Source organism: Variovorax sp. 10L421 (assembly GCF_056395365.1).
In genome coordinates, this window is record NZ_JBFTJJ010000007.1 from 1 (window position 1) to 17,933 (window position 17,933).

The window sequence follows — 17,933 nt, forward strand, 5'->3', positions numbered from 1 at the left end:
CGCGTGAACAACCGCAACGACGCGAACTACACGGGCAGCCTGGTGTCGGCCAGCACCACGGGCTACGGCAGCGCGGGCGTGAGCTACACGGGCCTGCCGCGCTCTTCCACCGGCTACGACTTCGGTATCCGCCACGCGTTCTGATGCAGAGCGCACGCCGCGCGGGACAAAAGGGCGCGTGCTCCTTTCTCCCGCACGGCTCTTGTTTGTCCAGCCAGCAGTGAGTTTTCCAATGGACCGAATCCGACTCTTTGCGAGCGTGCTGATGGCTTGCAGCTTGACCGGCTGCATCATGCTGCCTCCGCCCCCTCCACCCATGCTCCATGGTCCCGCGCCGGGCTTTCGCGGCGAAGGGCCGCCGATGAACTACGGCGCGCGGGACGGCTGCATGCGCGGCATGCCGGGTCAACCCGACGCCCAGGCTCCAGGAGCCCGTTGATGACCGGGGCGCAATTGCACTCCGGCAACCTCGGCACGGTCATCGCCGGCGTGATCCTCCTCGGCATGGCCGGCGTGGCCTGCATGATGTTTTCGCTGTTCATCACCAACCTGCGGCAGGGCGCGAGGGCGCGCGAGCTCGCGGCGCAGGCCCGCGACGAGGCGCAGCAAAGGCTGGGCGCGAGCCGCGTGCAGGACCTGCGGCCGCTGCTCGATGCCGCCCCGGCCTGCCGGGGCATCCGCCTCGACATCCAATTGCCGCCAGAGGCTGTTCCCGTGCTGGCGATAGAGAACGAGCTGCGCGATCTGCTCGCCAAGGTCGCGGCATATGCGGCCAGCGTGATGCGCGCGGGCGCGACGCTGCAGGTTTGCGCCCAGGCGGAGGGCGGGCAGGCGGTGATCCACTGGCGCGACCTCGATGCCGTCGACGTGCGGCCGCCGCTGGCGAGGTTCTTCGACAACGCCCACACGGCGGCAGTCGGTGCCAGCGCCCGGACCTGCGAGCGCATCGCCAGCCACCATGGCGGACGCATCTACTCGGCGCCGCATGCAGGAGGCGTGCTGGGGCTGACGCTGCGCCTGCCGCTGCTGGCCGGCGAGCGCGTTCAGGGATTGACCGGCTGACTGATCGACGCCGGCCGAAACGGACCTCCTGGAACTCCGCGCCATACTCGCGGTCCCACGGTGCCGCCGCCTTTCTTTCCCGATGCCGAACGTGCGATCCATTGCTTCTCCGACCTCTTTTCTCCGTGCGCTCGCCGCGAGCGCGGCCCTTCTCGCCGCCGGTGCACTGCATGCGCAGGCCTTGCCGGCGGGCGTGCACCTTGGCATGTCGGCCGAGGAACTGCGGGCCGTGCTGCCCGCGGCCGAGCGTGTGCAGCGCCCGCAGCGGCTGAGCGGCGGACTGGCCGGCAGCTGGCGCGCGGCCCCGGTCGAGATGGCGGGGCTGCTGTTCGAGCCGACCTTCTTCTTCGCCGCCTCGGAGCTGCGCCGCGTCGAATACGTGGCGACGGCGCAGGCCACGCCCGACAACGGCGCGGCGGCCTTCGCGGCGCTCGTGCGATGGGGCCGAGGGGCGTTCGGCAATGAACTCGCATCGCACGACCCGGGCAGCGCGTACGCCGCATGGGTGAGCAACGACACCGACGTCTACGTGCAGCAGCAGGCCGGCGATCCGCGCCGCGCGAGCGTGCGGCTGGTCTACAAGGCGCGGCAGCTGCGCGACGGCAGCGAACTCTGAGCGCCGCCGCGCCATGGGAAGTTGTCCTGCAAGCCGATTCGAATCCGTCCGGCCGGCGGCGCCCGGCAGGCGGAGAGACTGCCGTCTCCAAATTCTTCATGGAGACGACGATGCCCGAGGCCAGCGAGGTCCGCATTCCGCAGGACGATGAGCAGATTGATGTCACCGACCTGAAAGAGGTCGACTACTGGACAAAATGGTTCGGCGTGACCGAGGCTCGCCTGCGCACGGCCGTGGCGTCTGCCGGCACGCGCAGGGACGATCTGCGCGTCTACCTCGGGCTACCCTGAAGCGGCTGCAGCCGAGCTGCTTCAGGCTGCGGCCAGCATGCCCCGTTCCTCGATGAACGCGACCACCTCGGCCACGCCGGTGAGCGTCTTGAGGTTCGTCATCACGTAGGGCCGCTGGCGGCGCATGCGCTGCGTGTCCTGCTCCATCACGTCGAGGTTCGCGCCCACGTAGGGGGCGAGGTCGGTCTTGTTGATGACGAACAGGTCGCTCTTGGTGATGCCGGGGCCGCCCTTGCGCGGAATCTTTTCGCCGGCCGCCACGTCGATCACGTAGATCGTGAGGTCCGACAGCTCGGGGCTGAAGGTGGCCGCGAGGTTGTCGCCGCCGGATTCGACGAACACGATGTCGGCGTCCGGAAAATCCTCGAGCATGCGGTCGATGGCTTCGAGGTTGATCGACGCGTCCTCGCGGATGGCGGTGTGCGGGCAACCGCCCGTCTCGACGCCCATGATGCGTTCAGCCGGCAGCGCGCCAGACACCGTCAGCAGACGCTGGTCTTCCTTGGTATAGATGTCGTTGGTGATGGCGATCAGGTCGTACTTGTCGCGCATCGCCTTGCAGAGCATCTCGAGCAGCGTGGTCTTGCCCGAGCCGACCGGGCCGCCGATGCCTACGCGCAGCGGGGGCAGTCTCTTGGTGCGACGGGGGATGTGGTGCAGGGCGGAGGTCATGGAGGGGGTGTCCGGTTCAGCTTCGGAAGAGGCGGGAATATTGTGTTTCATGACGGGCCGACAACACCGCCAGCAGGGGCGCGAAGGCCTGGCGCTGGTCGTCGCCGAGGGCCATGGCGCGGGCCACGGCATCCGGGATTTCCTGCGCCAGCCGCCCCAGGATGCGCTGGCCCGCGCTCTGGCCGAGCGGCACGGCCTTGACGGCGGCGGCGACCATGTTCTCGGCCCAGCCGAAGGCGAAGGCCAGGCAGCCGTCGTGCACCGTGGCGCCGGTGCGGCCGACCGCGAAGGCGAAGGCGATGGGGTAGCTCGCGGGCAGGTCGGTGAATACTTCGGCCGTGTCGGCGTGGTGCAGCTTGAGCCACTCGACGAAGGAGCGGCCCATCTGTTCGGTCTGCAGGAAAAATTCGGCCGATTCGCGGGTGCTCATCACCCACTGATTGAGTTCGCGGATGCGCGGCATGTCGTTGGCGCGCCAGGCCGCGATGGCCTGCGCAAAGGCCGCGAGATCGCCGCGCGCGAAGCTCAGGTGCAATTGGTCGGCGAGCCATTCGGCGGCCTTGGCCTCCGAGTCGACGCCGGCCCATTCCACTGCCGCCTCGATGCCTTCGGAATACGAGAAGCCGCCCACGGGCAAGGCCGGCGAGGCGAGCCAGATGAGCTGCAGCAAGCTGTTGGCGCTGACTGGGTTGGGCATGTCAGTTTTTCACTGCGCGACTTTGTTCGGGGCGCGTGCACAGGCCACCGGGCGCTCCCCTCCGCGAATGTCCCCCGTCGGCGTGAGCGCGCCCCGGATCACGCATGGCCATGCTCGTCGAGCAGTTCCGGCGCGAGCACGAGCGGCTTCGGGCCTTTGCTGCCGCCATGCGAGTGCCCATGGCCGTGGCTGTGACCCCCGCTGTGCGAATGCTCATGCGAACCATAGGCGCCGTTCTCGGGTTCGAAGGCTTCTTCCACCGCCACGACGATCAGGTGCATCGAACGCAGCATGTCGGCCAGCACATGGTCGGGCTCGATCTTGAGATGGTCGGGCCTGAGCTCGATCGGCACATGCCGGTTGCCCAGGTGATAGGCCGCGCGCGTCAGGTCGAAAGGCGTGCCGTGGGCCGTGCAATGCGTGATGCGCAGCACGGGCTGCGGCGCGGCGATGACGCGGACCAGCGAGCCGTCTTCGGCCACCAGCACATCGCCACCCCGCACGGCGGTGCCGCGCGGCAGGAACACGCCGATCTGGCGGCCCTGCGAGTCGGTGGCGTCGAAGCGGCTTTTCTGGCGAATGTCCCAGTCGAGCTCGATGGTGGCGGCGCGCTTGAGCAGAACGGGCGCAAGGCCGCGGCCCTGGGGCATGAGTTTGTTGGCGGTGAGCATGGTGGCTTGCGGCTCCAAATGAGGCGGGCTAATATAACGTTCGTTATAACTTCTGTTCAACGGAGCGTTCAATGTCCGCCCTCAAACTGACTCAGATCGGTAACTCTGTCGGCATCATCCTGCCCAAGGAAGTGCTGGCGAGCATGAACGTGGGCAAGGGCGACACCGTCTACCTCACGCAGGCCGCCAACGGCGGGGTCACGATCACGCCGTACGACGACGAGTTCGAGCGGCAGATGGAGGCGGCGCGCCGCGTCATGAAGAAGCGGCGCAATGTTCTGCGCGAGCTTGCCAAGTGAACGCCGCCAACCAACACTGGGTCTGGCTGAACCTGAGTGTGATCCAGTTGGTCCATGAAGAACAGCTCGCCGAGCATGGTGGTCCCGCCGGTGTGCGTGACGAGGGAATGCTTGCATCCGCCATGGGCCGACCGCAGAACCGCGCGATGTACGAATCTCCCGATGCGGCCACGCTGGCCGCGAGCTACGCATTCGGCATCGCCCGCAACCACCCGTTCGTGGACGGCAACAAGAGAACCGCATTCGTTGCGATGGAAACTTTCCTCGATCTCAACGGATTCGAGCTCCTCGCGTCCGACGAGGACTGCGTACTGAAGACGCTCGGCCTCGCGGCGGGGGAGATCGACGAAGCCTCCTTTGCCCAATGGATTCGCGAGCACCTCGCACCGCGCAGCCCCTGACATTCAAAACAGGAAATACCGCTGCGCCATCGGCAGCAGCTTCGCCGGCTCGCAGGTCAGCAGGTGCCCGTCGGCGCGCACCGCGTAGGTCTGCGCATCGATCTCCATCCTCGGCGTGTAGCCGTTGTGGATCAGATCCTTCTTGCGCACGTTGCGGATGTTCTTCACCGCGCTGAGGTTCTTGCTCAGGCCGTAGCGTTCCTTGATGCCCGAGGCCAGACCGGCCTGCGAGACGAAGGTCAGCGAGCTTTTCGCGAGGGAACCGCCGTACGCGCCGAACATCGGCCGATAGTGCACCGGCTGTGGCGTGGGTATCGACGCGTTCGGGTCGCCCATCGCAGCCATCGCGATGGTGCCGCCCTTCAGGATGGTGAAGGGCTTCACGCCGAAGAAGGCCGGCTTCCAGATCACGATGTCGGCCCACTTGCCGACTTCGAGCGAGCCGACCTCGTGCGCGATGCCGTGCGCAATGGCCGGGTTGATCGTGTACTTGGCGACGTAGCGCCTGGCGCGGAAGTTGTCGTTGCGCTCGTTGTCCTCCGGCAGCGTGCCGCGCTGCAGCTTCATCTTGTGCGCGGTCTGCCAGGTGCGGATGATGACTTCGCCCACACGCCCCATGGCCTGGCTGTCGGAGCTGAACATGCTGATCGCGCCGAGATCGTGCAGCACGTCTTCGGCGGCAATCGTTTCCTTGCGGATGCGCGATTCGGCAAAGGCCAGGTCTTCGGCGATGCCGGCGTCGAGGTGGTGGCACACCATGAGCATGTCGACGTGTTCGTCGAGCGTGTTCACGGTGTAGGGCATCGTGGGGTTGGTGGAGGAGGGCAGGAAGTTGGCCTCGCCCACCACGCGCAGGATGTCGGGCGCATGGCCGCCGCCCGCACCTTCGGTGTGGAAGGCGCAGATGGCGCGCCCGCCCACGGCCGCGATAGTGTTCTCGACAAAACCCGATTCGTTGAGCGTGTCGCTGTGGATGGCCACCTGCGTGTCGGTGGCGTCGGCCACGTCGAGGCAGTTGCTGATGGCCGCGGGCGTGGTGCCCCAGTCTTCGTGCAGCTTCAGGCCGATGACGCCGGCTTCGATCTGCTCGTGCAGCGCGTGAGGCAGGCTCGCATTGCCCTTGCCGAGGAAGCCCAGGTTCATCGGGAACGCATCGGCCGCCTGCAGCATGCGCTCGATGTGCCAGGGGCCGGGCGTGGCGGTGGTCGCGAAGGTGCCGGTGGCGGGGCCGGTGCCGCCGCCGAGCATGGTGGTCACGCCGGAGGTCAGCGCCTCCTCGATCTGCTGCGGGCAGATGAAGTGGATGTGGCTGTCGATGCCGCCGGCGGTGACGATGTTGCCCTCGCAGCTGATGATCTCGGTGCCCGGGCCGATGACGATGTCCACGCCCGGCTGCACGTCGGGGTTGCCGGCCTTGCCGATGGCGGCGATGCGGCCGTCCTTCAGGCCGATGTCGGCCTTGACGATGCCCCAGTGGTCGAGGATGAGCGCGTTGGTCAGTACCGTGTCGACAGCACCCTGCAAACGCGTGCGCTGCGATTGCGCCATGCCGTCGCGAATCGTCTTGCCGCCGCCGAACTTCACCTCTTCGCCGTAGCCGCCGGCGCGCAAGGTGTAGTCAGCCTCGACTTCGATCAGCAGGCCGGTGTCGGCAAGACGGACCCGGTCGCCCACGGTGGGGCCGAAGATTTCTGCGTAGGCACGTCGCCCGATGGTGGCCATGTTTAAAGCTTCCCTTGAACCAGGCCGCGAAAGCCGTAGACGATGCGATCGCCCGAAAAATCGACCAGTTCGACCGTGCGCTGCTGGCCCGGTTCGAAGCGCACCGCGGCGCCCGATGCGATGTTCAGCCGCATGCCGCGCGCGGCCTCGCGGTCGAAGCCGAGCGCGCCGTTGGTCTCGGCGAAGTGGTAGTGCGAGCCGACCTGGATCGGCCGGTCGGCGGTGTTGCGCACCACCAGCGTGAGGGTACGGCGGCCGGGGTTGAGCGTGTGCTCGCCGTCGCCGGTGAGGAGTTCGCCGGGGATCATGTTCAGACGGCCTGTGCCAGCAGCGACGCACCGAGCACCACGACCGCGGCGCCGGCCACGCGCGGCAGCCATGCGTTGGCGTGACGCAGCGCCCAGCCTACTGCGATGCCCGCGAGGTGCAGCAGCACGGTCGCGCCGGCCATGCCGGCCAGCGTGAGGGCCGCGCCTTCTTCGCTCGCCAGTTCGTGGCCGTGGGCCACGCCATGGAAAACGGCGAACACGCCGACGACCGCCATGGCGACCACGGCCGGCAGGTGAACGCGCGTGGCCACCAGCAGGCCGAGCACCAGCAGCGAGGCCGCGATCATCGGCTCGACCGCCGGCAGCTGCACGCCGGCCAGGCCCATCAGCGCGCCCACCAGCAGCATGCCGGCGAAGGCCAGCGGCGCCCAGAGCAGGTCGGGCCAGGCGCGGCGCGCGGCCAGCGCGCTCCAGAGGCCGACCGCGACCATGGCGGCGAGGTGGTCGGCGCCGGTCAGCGGATGCAGGAACCCCGTGGTGAAGCCGTGGTGCAGGCCGCCGTCGACGCCGGTGTGGGCGCTGGCTGCGAGGGGCAGCACGAGGGCGGAGAACAGTGCGAAGCTTCTGGAAGCAGTGGTCTTGCGCATGGAAAGAATCCTTCTTGTTCGGGGTGTGTCAGACGATCGGCTGGTGGACGGTCACCAGCTTGGTGCCGTCCGGGAAGGTGGCTTCGACCTGGATGTCCGGGATCATCTCGGCGATGCCGTCCATCACGTCGGCGCGGGTCAGCACGCCGCGCCCGTCGCTCATGAGCTCGGCGACGCTCTTGCCGTCGCGGGCGCCTTCCATCACGGCGGCCGAAATCAGGGCGATGGCCTCGGGGTAGTTGAGCTTCAGGCCGCGGGCCTTGCGGCGTTCGGCGAGCAGCGCCGCGGTGAAGATCAGCAGCTTGTCTTTTTCGCGCGGAGTCAGTTCCATGGGATCGGCATCGGGTGGCGGAGGGTGGCGGCCATTATGGGCAAGCCGGCTTCGTTGCAACAGTCGTGCCCTGTTCGCCAAAAGTCGTACGGGTGGCACGAAAGATGCACCGAAACGGTGTGAATCCCGATGCCACACCCACCAGCCCCGACGACGCCCCCCAGCGCATCGTCAAGGTGCGGCGCGACTACAACAGCTGGGTGGCCAGCGAGACGCTGGAAGACTACGCGCTGCGCTACACGCCGCAGCGCTTTCGCAAGTGGTCCGAATGGCGGGTGGCCAACACCGCCTTCGGGGCGGCGTCGTTCCTGATCCTGGAGGCGGTGGGCGCCACGTTGCTGGTGCAGTACGGCTTCGCCAACGCCTTCTGGGCGATCCTGGCGACGGGGCTCATCATCTTCCTGGCAGGCGTGCCGATCAGCGTGTATGCGGCGCGCTACGGCGTCGACATGGATTTGCTCACGCGCGGCGCGGGCTTCGGCTACATCGGCTCGACGCTCACCTCGCTGATCTACGCGAGCTTCACTTTCATCTTCTTCGCGCTCGAGGCGGCGGTGATGGCCTATGCGCTGGAACTGGCGCTGGGCATCCCGCCTGTGTGGGGCTACCTGGTGTGCGCGCTGGTGGTGATCCCGCTGGTCACGCACGGCGTGTCGGCCATCAGCCGGCTGCAGCTGTGGACGCAGCCGCTGTGGCTGCTGATGCTGGTGGTGCCTTTTGCCTACGTGCTGGTGCGCGATCCTGGTGCATTTGCGGGCATCGTGCACTACAACGGGGTTCGCTCGGGCGCGGGTGGCTTCAATCTGCACCTGTTTGGCGCTGCGCTCACGGTCGGCATCGCGCTGATCACGCAGATGGGCGAGCAGGCCGACTACCTGCGCTTCATGCCCGCCCGCACCGCGGCCACGGCGCGCCGCTGGTGGGGCGCGGTGCTGGCCGGAGGGCCGGGCTGGGTGGTGCTGGGCGTGCTCAAGATGCTGGGCGGGGCGCTGCTGGCCTACCTGGCGCTCACGCACATGGTGCCGGCCGACCGTGCGGTCGATCCGAACCAGATGTACCTCGCGGCCTACGAGTACGTGTTTCCGCACTACGGCTGGGCGGTGGCGGCCACGGCGCTGTTCGTGGTGATCTCGCAGCTCAAGATCAACGTCACCAACGCCTATGCCGGTTCGCTGGCCTGGAGCAATTTTTTCTCGCGCGTGGCGCACAGCCACCCGGGGCGCGTGGTGTGGGTGGTGTTCAACGCGCTGATCGCCTTCATGCTGATGGAGATGAACGTGTTCGAGGCGCTGGGCGACGTGCTCGGTCTGTTCGCCAACATCGCCATCGCCTGGATGATGGCCGTGGTGGCCGACCTCGTCATCAACAAGCCGCTGGGGCTGTCACCGCCGGGCATCGAGTTCAAGCGCGCGCACCTGTGGGACATCAACCCGGTGGGCGTGGGCGCGATGGCGCTGGCCTCGGTGCTGTCGATCACCGCGCACCTGGGCATGTTCGGTCCGCTGGCGCAGGCCTTCTCGGCGTTGATCGCGCTCGGCACGGCGCTGGTGGCATCGCCGCTGCTGGCCTGGGCGACGGGGGGCAAGTACTACCTGGCGCGCGGCTCCGATGAACACCACGGTGCGGTGGCTTTCGCGCCTGCCGGAGGTTCGCGCACGGTGCGGTGGGCCAAGGTCGAGACCGGCAGCTACCAACGCCTGAAGGTGCAGCATTGCGTGATCTGCGAGCGCGAGTACGAGGGGCCGGACATGGCGCATTGCCCCGCCTACCAGGGCGCGATCTGTTCGCTGTGCTGTACGCTCGATGCGCGCTGCGGCGACCTGTGCAAGCCGCATGCGAGCCTCTCGTCGCAGTGGTCCGGCGTGCTGCGCTGGCTACTGCCGCGGCGCAGCTGGCGCTACCTCGACACGGGGCTCGGCCACTTCCTGCTGCTGATGCTGGTCATCGTGCCGCTGCTGGCCGTGGTGTTCGGCGTGCTCTACCAGCAGGAGCTGCGCGCGTTCGGCGAAGGCGCGCTGGAGCTGGCCTCCGAGGCCGACGTGGCTGCGGCGCTGGCAGGCGTGCAGAAGCTGTCGCTGCGCTCGGGCTTCCTCAAGGCGTACATGGCGCTGCTGGTCATCGCGGGCATCGTTGCGTGGTGGCTGGTGCTGGCGCACCAGAGCCGCAAGGTGGCGCAGGAAGAATCGAACCGGCAGACCCACCTGCTGGTGCGCGAGATCGAACTGCACCGCGAGACCGACCGCGCGCTGCAGGCCGCCAAGCAGGCCGCCGACGAGGCGCGCGAGATCGCGGAGCAGGCCAAGCTCGCGGCTGAGCAGGCCAAGCAGGCCGCCGACCAGGCCAACCAGGCCAAGAGCCGCTACATCAGCGCCATCAGCCACGAACTGCGCACGCCCCTCAACAGCATCCTCGGCTATGCGCAGCTGATGGGCGAAGACCATTCGGTGCCGCCGCACCGCCAGCAGGCGGTAGCGGTCATCAAGCGCGGCGGCGAGCACCTGCTGTCGCTCATCGAGGGCACGCTCGCCATCGCGCACATCGAGGCCGGCAAGCTCACGCTGCATGCGCGGCCGATGCGCTTCGCCGACACGATGCGCGAACTGGCCGACATGTTCGAGCTGCAGGCGGCGGAGAAGGGGTTGCAGTTCCACTTCGATGCTGCAGGCGCGTTGCCCGAGGTGGTGCGCGCGGATGAAAAGCGCGTGTGCCAGATCCTCATCAACCTGCTGGGCAACGCGATCAAGTTCACGGCGGCCGGGCAGGTCACGCTGCGGCTGGCCTATGCGCGCGAGTTCGCGTCGGTGGAGATCGAGGACACCGGACCGGGCATGCCGGCCGGGGACATCGAGCGGATCTTCGAGCCGTTTGCGCGCGGGAATGCAGCGGGCGCATCGGCCGCGCCGGGCGCGGGCCTGGGGCTCACCATCGCCAAGATGCTGACCGACCTGATGGGCGGCGAGATGAAGGTGCAGAGCACGCCGGGCGTGGGCTCGCTGTTCTGCGTGCGCCTGTTCCTGCCGCGCGTGCACGACGCCATGGCCGGCACCGGCCGGCCGCTGCCGGTGCAGCGCGGGCGGCGCGGCTACGAAGGCCCGCGCCGCCGCCTGCTGGTGGTCGACAACGAGGAGGCCGACCGCGACCTTCTGGGGCATGTGCTCGCGCCGCTGGGCTTCGAACTGCGCAGCGCGGCCAGCGGGCACGATGCGCTGGACCTCATCGCCGCCGGCTACCGGCCCGACGCGATGTTCGTCGACCTCGCGATGCCTGGCATCGACGGCTGGGAGACGATTCGCCGCGCGCGCAAGCTGGGGCTGACCGAGGCCTCGGTGGCCATCGTCTCGGCCAACGCCTTCGACAAGGGGCTCGACAACGACGTGGGCATTGCGCCCGAAGACTTCTTCGTGAAGCCCGTGCGCCACTCGGAGCTGCTCGACTGGCTCGAACGCCGGCTCGGGCTGCAATGGACCGACACCGCCGCCGGGCCTGCGCCGGTTGCAGTTGCGCGCCCGCTGCTGCCACCTTCGCTGGAGCGCCTGCGCGTGCTCGAGGAGGCAGTGGGGCTGGGCTACTTCCGCGGCATCATGAACCAGCTCGACGCCATCGACGCGGCGCAGCCCGAATGCAGTGCATGGACTGAGGCCCAGCGCACGCTGGCGCGCCAGTTCCAGTTCGAAGCCATGAGCCGTGCGCTCGCCGACGCCGTCGAAAGCGCCGCATGACACAGACGCCACCTCCCGCCGCGGAAACATCGCCGCTCGCCAGGACGCTGCGCGAGCAGCAGGGCGCCAACAGCGATCTCGTGCTGATCGTCGACGACGTGCCCGACAACCTCGCCGTGCTGCACGACGCGCTCGACGAATCGGGCTATACCGTGCTCATCGCCACCAACGGCGAACAGGCGCTGCAGCGCGCCGCCCAGGCGCGGCCCGACATCGTGCTGCTCGACGCGATGATGCCGGGCATCGACGGCTTCGAAGTGGCGCGCCGGCTCAAGGCCGATGCGGCCACGTCGCACATTCCCATCGTGTTCATGACCGGGCTCACCGAGACCGAGCACCTCGTGGCCGCGCTGGAAGCCGGGGGCGTCGACTACGTCACCAAGCCCATCAAGCCGAAGGAAGTGCTCGCGCGCATGAACGTGCACCTGCAGGGCGCGCGCCGCGCGCGGCAGGACGCGCGGCAGGCCGGGCAGGCGCGCAACGCGCTCGATGCCTTCGGCTACGCGAGCATCACCGTGCGCCTGCCCGAAGGCCGGCTGATCTGGCAGACGGCCCTCGCGCGCGACCTGCTGCAGCGCTACTGCGACACGCGCGCGCCCGAGACGCCGCCCGCGGTGCTCGAATGGCTGCGCAGCCACACGCCCGACGCGCGCCAGCGCGGCATCGAGCCGCCGGCGCTGTCCATCGTGCAGGGCGCCAGCAGCCTCACGCTGCGCCTGCACCAGCAGACCAGCAGCGACGACGACGGCGACGAGTGGATGATCGTCATGCGCGAGGTGTCCGACACCGGCGTGATCGAGGCCATGAGCCTGAGCCTGAAGCTCACGGCGCGCGAGGCCGAGGTGCTGTACTGGGTGGTCAAGGGCAAGACCAACAAGGACATCGGCGAGATCCTCGGTAGCAGCCCGGCCACCGCCAAGAAGCACCTCGAGCGGGTGTACGTGAAGCTCGGCGTGGAGACGCGCACGGCCGCGGCCGGCGTGGCCATCAAGCGCATCCGCGAGCTGCAGCCGCAGTTCGAGATCTGAGGTTCGATGGCCGCCGGTTCCCCGCGCCGTGTCATGGCGCCTGCTTGCAGCGTCCCTAGAATGGTTCAAGGTCCACCGGACGCGCGCGATGAAGAACAACAGGCACAACAGGACAACAACCCGACCGACATGCCGCGGCTGGATGCTTGCTGCTTCCTGCCTGTTCGTGAGCCTGGGCGCGAGTCCTGGCGCTCGGGCCGCCGGCCATTTCGACGTGGACGACGCCAGCACGCTCGACCCGGGCCAATGCCAGTACGAGACCTGGTGGAGCCGCACGGGCACGGAGCCGGTCACGGGGTTCCATCTCGGGCCCGCCTGCCGGGTGGGTCCCATCGAGCTGGGCCTGAACTTCGACCGCACCTCGGTGCAGGGCGTGCACTCGGTCACCGGCGGGCCGCAGGTCAAATGGAATTTCTACGGGCAGGCGGCGGATGCGCCGTTCAGCGCCGCCGTGTCGGCCGGCATCGTCTCGGACCTGCGGCGCGGCGGCCGCATGGGTGGGCAGTTCGTCGTGCCGATGACGTGGCGCCCGGCCAGCAGCCTGCAGGTGCATGTCAACTTCGGTGCCGACTGGGCGCTGGGCACCGGCCTTCGCACGCCGCGCGGCGGCGCGGGCGTCGAATGGGCGCTGAACGACACCGTGTCGCTCATCGCAGAACGCAACCGTGCGGCGGGCGTCTGGACTTCGCGCATTGGCGGGCGTTTCAGCCTCACGCCGCTGATCAGCGTGGACGTGAGCGCGTCGCGCACCGGGCCGCAGGGCGTGCGCGGCTTCGCGATCGGGCTGAACCACGAATTCACCTGGAAGTGAGCCTGCCGCAGGAGGCGCTGTATCCGATTTCCGCGAATCCCATCGATGGGCCTGGTTGTCGATCGAGTATCCGGCCCTGCGCAATTTTTGATTCCGACTGCAAAAGATTTGGTGACAACCTCCCATGCCTGATCCCGTGACGACATCGCCCGTGCTGGACTTCAAGTTCGCTGCTCCTCCCCTCGATTCCGCGGCTCATCCTTCGGGCAACCCCTTGGGCATGGCGGCACGCAATCGGACACCCAGGCCCGTGCGCAACCCGAACCTGCGCGGCCTGCAGTGCCTGCGGTGCGATGCGCTCTTCCCCCTCGCGCTGGCGCACGACGGATGTCCCGCGTGCAGGCGCGGAGGCCTTCACGTCGCGCTGCGCGCCAGCTACCTGTCCGGCAGTGCCGAAGCGATGCCCATGCCCTACACCTCCGGCTTCGCGCTGGGCGAAGGGCAGACGCCGCTGCAGGACGTGCCCGAGCTGGCGCGGCAGTTCGACGTGGGTCGGCTGGCCATCAAGGACGAGTCTTGCAATCCCACCGGCTCGCACAAGGACCGCATGACCGCGGTGGGCGTGGCGCAGGCGCTCGATTTCGACGCCCACACGCTGGTGCTGGCCTCGTCGGGCAACGCGGCCGTGTCGGCGGCGCACTATGCATGGGCCGCGGGCCTGGGCTGCGAAGTGGCCACCTACGAAGGCATGCCGGCCACCTATGCGCGGCAGCTCGATGCACTCGGCGCGCGGCGCTATGTGTTCGCCGACAACGCGGGCCGCTGGGCCTTCGTGCGCGAGCGTGCGCAGCACCCCGGCTACTTTGCGCTGACCAACTACCGCCTGCCCGCGCTGGGCAGCGCGCCGCTGGCAATCGAAGGCTACAAGCCGATCGCGCTCGAATGCGTGGCCGATGGCGGGTTGCCGGACCACATCGTGATTCCCACCGCGCGCGGCGACCTGGCCTGGGGCATCTACGCGGGCTTTCGCGACCTGCTGGCCGCGGGGCGCATCGCACGCCTGCCGAGGCTCTGGCTCGTGGAGCCGTTCCCGCGCCTGGCGCGCGTGCTCGCGGGCGGCCCCCTCAACGACAGCTACCCGGGCCACACCGCGCAGTTCTCCACCGCCGGAGCCACCGTCACCTACCTGCAGTGGCAGGCCGCCGCCGCGACGGGCGGCGGCGCGGTGGTCGTGGGCGACAACGAAGCGCGCGCCGCGCGCCGGCTGCTCTCGGCGTCCGGCATCAGCGCCGAGCTGTGCGCGGCCGGCGGCCTGGCTGCCCTGCGGCAGCTGCGCGAGAGCAACGCCGTCGCGGCCGACGCGCATGTGGTGCTGATGCTGACCGCCAGCGCGGCCGGCGATCCGAGCTGGCCCGACCGTCCTGTCTAGCCTTCGGCCTGCAGCCGCAGTAGGAGGCGAGCCCCTTACTTCGCATCGCTGTAGACCGTGGCGCGCGACACGCCCATGTGCGCCGCGGCAATCTCGGCGCCCCGGCGGACCTCCAGCATGCCGGCCTTCTTCAGTTCCTGCACCAGCTGCTTGCGGTCGGCGGGCTTCAGCGAGCGCGACGTGGTCGCGCGCGACGCCGCGAACTCGTCGATGCGCGCGTGGATGCGGTCCGAGTGGTTGCCGCCGCTCTCGAGGTGCTCGTGCACATCCTTGTCGTCGATCTTCGTGAACTGCGAGATCGCGCCCTGGAAGCTCTGGAACAGCGTGAGGTCGACGTTGAGGCACAGCGCGGCCACGTATTCGCCGCTGTCGTCCTTGATGCCGATGGACGTGCTCTTGACCTTGCGCCCGTCGGGAAAGGTGTTGGCATAGTTCGCGATCACCGCCGGAAACTCCGGGTCGCGGATGCGAGCGAGGCCCAGCTCGGTGACCGGCTGGCCGACCTCGCGGCCGCTCAGGCTGTTCTCGATGGCGTAGATCGCGTTCTTCGGGTTGCTCAGGTCGTGCACCACCACTTCGCAGAAGGGCGCAAAGGTCTGGCCCAGGCCTTCGGCCATGTTGCGCAGCATGTCCAGGAGCTGCTTGTTCGGCTTCTTCTTCATGCCGTGGAATGTATCCAGCTCTGGACGGACAATCCAATTCATACAAAAAGTATAGTGTTGGATGTATTATCTAATTTTGTACTGGAGCCCGCGAATGACCGCGAGAGAACGCGCACGCTATGTCGATCCCCGCACCGGCAGGCACTACGACCTGTCCGAACGCCGATGGCGCTCCGACGACGGCCACCCGATGATGGTCACGCCGCTGCCCGGCATCGGGCGCGACGACATCGATTCGCGCGTCCGCTCGCTGTGGCGCTACCGCGCGGCGCTGCCCGTGGCGATCGACCAGCCCGCGAGCATGGGCGAAGGCTGCACGCCGCTGGTGCAGAAGCGGTGGGGCGGCTTCGAGCCCTACTTCAAGCTCGAGTGGTTCAATCCGACCTGCAGCTTCAAGGACCGAGGCGCGGCGGTGATGATGTCTTTCCTGCGGCAGATCGGCGTCGATGCGGTGCTGGAAGACAGCTCCGGCAATGGCGGCGCGGCGATTGCGGCGGCCGGCGCGGCGGCGGGCATGCGCGTGAAGGTGCTCGCGCCGAGCTACACGCCCGCGCCGAAGGTGGCGCAGATCCGGGCCTTCGGCGCGGAGGTACAACTGGTGCCGGGGCCGCGCGAAGAGTCCGAATACGAGGCGGTGCGCCAGTCGGAATCGATCTTCTACGCGAGCCACAACTGGCATCCGTTCTTCCTGCAGGGTACGAAGACGCTGGCCTACGAGCTGTGGGAAGACCTGGGCTTCACCGCGCCCGACAACGTCGTGATTCCGACCGGCGCGGGCAGCAATGTGCTCGGCTGCTGGATCGGCTTCAAGGAACTGCTGGCGGCGGGGCAGATCGCGAAGCTGCCCCGCATCTTCGTGGCGCAGCCGCTGAACTGCTCGCCGATCGATGCGAGTTTCATGGCGGGCGCCGAGACGCTGGTGGAGCGCATCGTGCGGCCGACGATTGCCGAAGGCACGGCGATCAGGCGGCCCGTGCGCCTGCAGGAAATCCTGCAGGCGCTGCGCGAGACGGATGGCAAGACGGTGGCGCTGACCGAGGAGCAGATCGCGGCGGCGGTGCGCCGGCTGGCAGCGAGCGGGCTCTACGCGGAGCCGACGTCCGCCTCGGCAGCGGCGGCCATCGAGGTGCTGGCGCAGCGCGGCGACATCAAGGCCAGCGAGACGACGGTCGCGTTGCTGACAGGCACTGGCCTGAAATCGACGCAGTTCATGACCGAGCTGTTCGGCGCCGCCGTCGCCGTGTAGTCAGCACTACCAGGGCCACGCGATGCGTGTGCCCGTTCCCGTTTCGTCGGCGCGCGCATGCAGCAGGCGAGCGACGGTCAGGTCCTGCAGCGCGAGGCCGGTCATGTCGAAGACGGTGATGTCGGCGAGGGCTCGCTCGAAGGGCGTCTTGCCGCTCAGCAGGTCGCCCAGTTCGATGCATGCCGTGTCGGGCGCCCATTGGGTTTCGCCGATCTGCTGCGCCTGCGTCCGGTCGTCGACGAACAGCCGCACGCGCGGCAGCAGGCCGTCGGGAAGTTCGCGCTTGCCCCGGGTGTCCGCGCCGACGCAGTTCAGGTGCGTGCCGGGCCGAACGGCTTCGAGATCGAAGAGCGCGCCGCCGCCACCCGGGGTGGCGGTGATCACGATGTCGCTCCGGGCGACTGCAGCGTTGCGGTCGGTGGCCGGCGCGATGTTGCAGCGGCCGGCGAAATGCGCCTCGAACGCCGCATTGCGCTGGCCGTTTGCGCTCACATAAAGAACCTCGCGCAGCGAGGGCATCAGCCGCAGCGCGAAGTCGAGCTGGATGCGCGCCTGTACGCCGGTGCCGAAGAGGCACAGCCGCGTGCTGTCGGCACGTGCGAGCTGCTGCAGGCCGAGCCCGCCTGCCGCGCCGGTGCGCACGGTCGTCACCGTGTTGCCGTCGATGACGCACAGCGGCCGGCCTGTCGCGGGGTCGATCAGCAGGATCGTCGCCTGGTGCGGCTCGCCGCCGCGCTGCCGGTTGTTTGGCCAGAAGCCGGCGGCCTTGAAGCCGAGCAGGTCCTGGGCCTGCACGTCGCCGGACTTGATGCCGAACACCCCACCCGTACGCAGCGGCTCGCGCACGACCGGAAAGACGCGGCCCTCGCGTTCGCTGTGCAGCACGAAGGCCTCGCGCACGGCCTGCAGCACGTCGTCGGGGGAGAGGAGGGTGTCGACCTGGTGCTTGTCGAGCAGCAGGAGCTGGGCATTGGAAGGCGCGATCGCGGATGTCATTTGGAAATATTATCTACTTCCAGACAAAACATCAAACTCCGGGCATTGGCGGGCTGTCAGCGTCCGGTGTGAACCTTGATCCGGATGGTCGCCACGTCCCATCCCCGGTTCTTGAGCCGCGTCACCAGCATCGGCGACAGCTGGCGCAGCTTGGCGGCCGCGGCGCTGCCCTTGACCAGCAGGCACCAGACGTCGCCCTCTGCGGGTCCGGCCTGGATGGCGCTGCGCATGGCCGGCGGGATCAATCCCTCGACGGCCTTGAGCCGCTCCGCAGCGTCGCGTGCGCGCGCCATCAGGCTGCCCAGGGTGGGCGAGCCTTCCGCTGCGTCCTGCAGCGAGATGGGAGGGGGCGTGCGGCGATACATGGGTAATCCAGGGGTTAGAAACAAGACAGCTAAAATGCCCGGTTTGCCGGCGTTCGCGCC

The 17,933-nt window shown here is 68.4% G+C and carries 20 protein-coding genes; 10 read left to right on the top strand and 10 right to left on the bottom strand.

Translation table 11 applies throughout. The features are described from left to right. Positions 1-438: 438 nt before the first annotated feature. The 3 genes from AC1DFC_RS11825 to AC1DFC_RS11835 all read left to right on the top strand — a co-directional run bounded on the left by AC1DFC_RS11825 (position 439) and on the right by AC1DFC_RS11835 (position 1,968). On the top strand, positions 439-1,062 hold the full coding sequence (locus tag AC1DFC_RS11825; protein WP_007833180.1) for an ATP-binding protein: 624 nt from the start codon (positions 439-441) through the stop codon (positions 1,060-1,062). Positions 1,063-1,144: 82 nt separating this feature from the next. Continuing rightward, a complete protein-coding gene (locus tag AC1DFC_RS11830) occupies positions 1,145-1,678 on the top strand; it encodes a hypothetical protein (protein WP_042673368.1) in 534 nt (177 codons plus the stop codon). Between the two features lie 98 nt (positions 1,679-1,776). After that, entirely contained in the window at positions 1,777-1,968 is a 192-nt protein-coding gene (locus tag AC1DFC_RS11835; protein WP_235507977.1) for a DUF3606 domain-containing protein, read from the top strand. Positions 1,969-1,989: 21 nt separating this feature from the next. Here AC1DFC_RS11835 and ureG read toward each other — a convergent pair whose 3' ends face one another. The 3 genes from ureG to ureE form a co-directional block, all read right to left on the bottom strand. After that, entirely contained in the window at positions 1,990-2,640 is a 651-nt protein-coding gene (gene ureG / locus AC1DFC_RS11840; RefSeq protein ID WP_478179296.1) for an urease accessory protein UreG, read from the bottom strand. Positions 2,641-2,656: 16 nt separating this feature from the next. Then, entirely contained in the window at positions 2,657-3,337 is a 681-nt protein-coding gene (locus AC1DFC_RS11845; protein ID WP_007833192.1) for an urease accessory protein UreF, read from the bottom strand. 98 nt (positions 3,338-3,435) lie between these two features. After that, a complete protein-coding gene (gene ureE / locus AC1DFC_RS11850; RefSeq protein WP_007833194.1) occupies positions 3,436-4,008 on the bottom strand; it encodes an urease accessory protein UreE in 573 nt (190 codons plus the stop codon). 71 nt (positions 4,009-4,079) lie between these two features. Here ureE and AC1DFC_RS11855 point away from each other — a divergent pair, with 71 nt between their 5' ends. Further along, the gene (locus AC1DFC_RS11855) at positions 4,080-4,307 is read left to right on the top strand and encodes an AbrB/MazE/SpoVT family DNA-binding domain-containing protein (RefSeq protein ID WP_007833196.1); all 228 of its coding nucleotides are present in this window, start codon (positions 4,080-4,082) and stop codon (positions 4,305-4,307) included. Further along, positions 4,304-4,708 carry a type II toxin-antitoxin system death-on-curing family toxin gene (locus tag AC1DFC_RS11860; RefSeq protein ID WP_007833199.1) on the top strand — a complete coding sequence of 135 codons (405 nt, stop codon included), beginning with the start codon at positions 4,304-4,306 and terminating at the stop codon, positions 4,706-4,708. The genes AC1DFC_RS11855 and AC1DFC_RS11860 overlap by 4 nt, the downstream gene beginning before the upstream one ends. A gap of 3 nt (positions 4,709-4,711) precedes the next feature. Here AC1DFC_RS11860 and ureC read toward each other — a convergent pair whose 3' ends face one another. The 4 genes from ureC to AC1DFC_RS11880 are packed head-to-tail and all read right to left on the bottom strand — an operon-like array spanning position 4,712 to position 7,677. Beyond that, on the bottom strand, positions 4,712-6,430 hold the full coding sequence (gene ureC / locus AC1DFC_RS11865) for an urease subunit alpha (RefSeq protein ID WP_007833200.1): 1,719 nt from the start codon (positions 6,428-6,430) through the stop codon (positions 4,712-4,714). A 2-nt stretch (positions 6,431-6,432) separates the two neighbouring features. Then, entirely contained in the window at positions 6,433-6,738 is a 306-nt protein-coding gene (locus tag AC1DFC_RS11870) for an urease subunit beta (RefSeq protein ID WP_007833201.1), read from the bottom strand. Between the two features lie 2 nt (positions 6,739-6,740). Then, the gene (locus AC1DFC_RS11875; protein WP_007833202.1) at positions 6,741-7,346 is read right to left on the bottom strand and encodes a HupE/UreJ family protein; all 606 of its coding nucleotides are present in this window, start codon (positions 7,344-7,346) and stop codon (positions 6,741-6,743) included. 28 nt (positions 7,347-7,374) lie between these two features. After that, positions 7,375-7,677, bottom strand: a complete 303-nt coding sequence (locus AC1DFC_RS11880) for an urease subunit gamma (protein WP_007833203.1) — start codon at positions 7,675-7,677, stop codon at positions 7,375-7,377. A gap of 104 nt (positions 7,678-7,781) precedes the next feature. Here AC1DFC_RS11880 and AC1DFC_RS11885 point away from each other — a divergent pair, with 104 nt between their 5' ends. The 4 genes from AC1DFC_RS11885 (at position 7,782) to AC1DFC_RS11900 (ending at position 14,604) form a co-directional block, all read left to right on the top strand. Beyond that, complete coding sequence (locus AC1DFC_RS11885) at positions 7,782-11,396, top strand: hybrid sensor histidine kinase/response regulator (protein WP_478179297.1); 3,615 nt, start codon at positions 7,782-7,784, stop codon at positions 11,394-11,396. Beyond that, complete coding sequence (locus AC1DFC_RS11890; protein WP_007833205.1) at positions 11,393-12,424, top strand: response regulator transcription factor; 1,032 nt, start codon at positions 11,393-11,395, stop codon at positions 12,422-12,424. Before AC1DFC_RS11885 ends, AC1DFC_RS11890 begins: the two co-directional genes overlap by 4 nt. A 142-nt stretch (positions 12,425-12,566) precedes the next feature. Then, positions 12,567-13,235, top strand: a complete 669-nt coding sequence (locus tag AC1DFC_RS11895) for a hypothetical protein (protein WP_413335229.1) — start codon at positions 12,567-12,569, stop codon at positions 13,233-13,235. Positions 13,236-13,359: 124 nt separating this feature from the next. Beyond that, on the top strand, positions 13,360-14,604 hold the full coding sequence (locus AC1DFC_RS11900; RefSeq protein ID WP_478179298.1) for a threonine synthase: 1,245 nt from the start codon (positions 13,360-13,362) through the stop codon (positions 14,602-14,604). 35 nt (positions 14,605-14,639) lie between these two features. Here AC1DFC_RS11900 and AC1DFC_RS11905 read toward each other — a convergent pair whose 3' ends face one another. After that, entirely contained in the window at positions 14,640-15,266 is a 627-nt protein-coding gene (locus AC1DFC_RS11905) for a helix-turn-helix transcriptional regulator (RefSeq protein ID WP_413314765.1), read from the bottom strand. Positions 15,267-15,360: 94 nt separating this feature from the next. Here AC1DFC_RS11905 and AC1DFC_RS11910 point away from each other — a divergent pair, with 94 nt between their 5' ends. After that, complete coding sequence (locus AC1DFC_RS11910; RefSeq protein WP_007833215.1) at positions 15,361-16,512, top strand: threonine synthase; 1,152 nt, start codon at positions 15,361-15,363, stop codon at positions 16,510-16,512. A gap of 6 nt (positions 16,513-16,518) precedes the next feature. Here AC1DFC_RS11910 and AC1DFC_RS11915 read toward each other — a convergent pair whose 3' ends face one another. Both AC1DFC_RS11915 and AC1DFC_RS11920 read right to left on the bottom strand, forming a co-directional pair. Continuing rightward, complete coding sequence (locus AC1DFC_RS11915) at positions 16,519-17,508, bottom strand: ornithine cyclodeaminase family protein (protein WP_478179299.1); 990 nt, start codon at positions 17,506-17,508, stop codon at positions 16,519-16,521. A 56-nt stretch (positions 17,509-17,564) separates the two neighbouring features. After that, on the bottom strand, positions 17,565-17,873 hold the full coding sequence (locus AC1DFC_RS11920; RefSeq protein ID WP_007833220.1) for a hypothetical protein: 309 nt from the start codon (positions 17,871-17,873) through the stop codon (positions 17,565-17,567). Between the last annotated feature and the right edge of the window lie 60 nt (positions 17,874-17,933).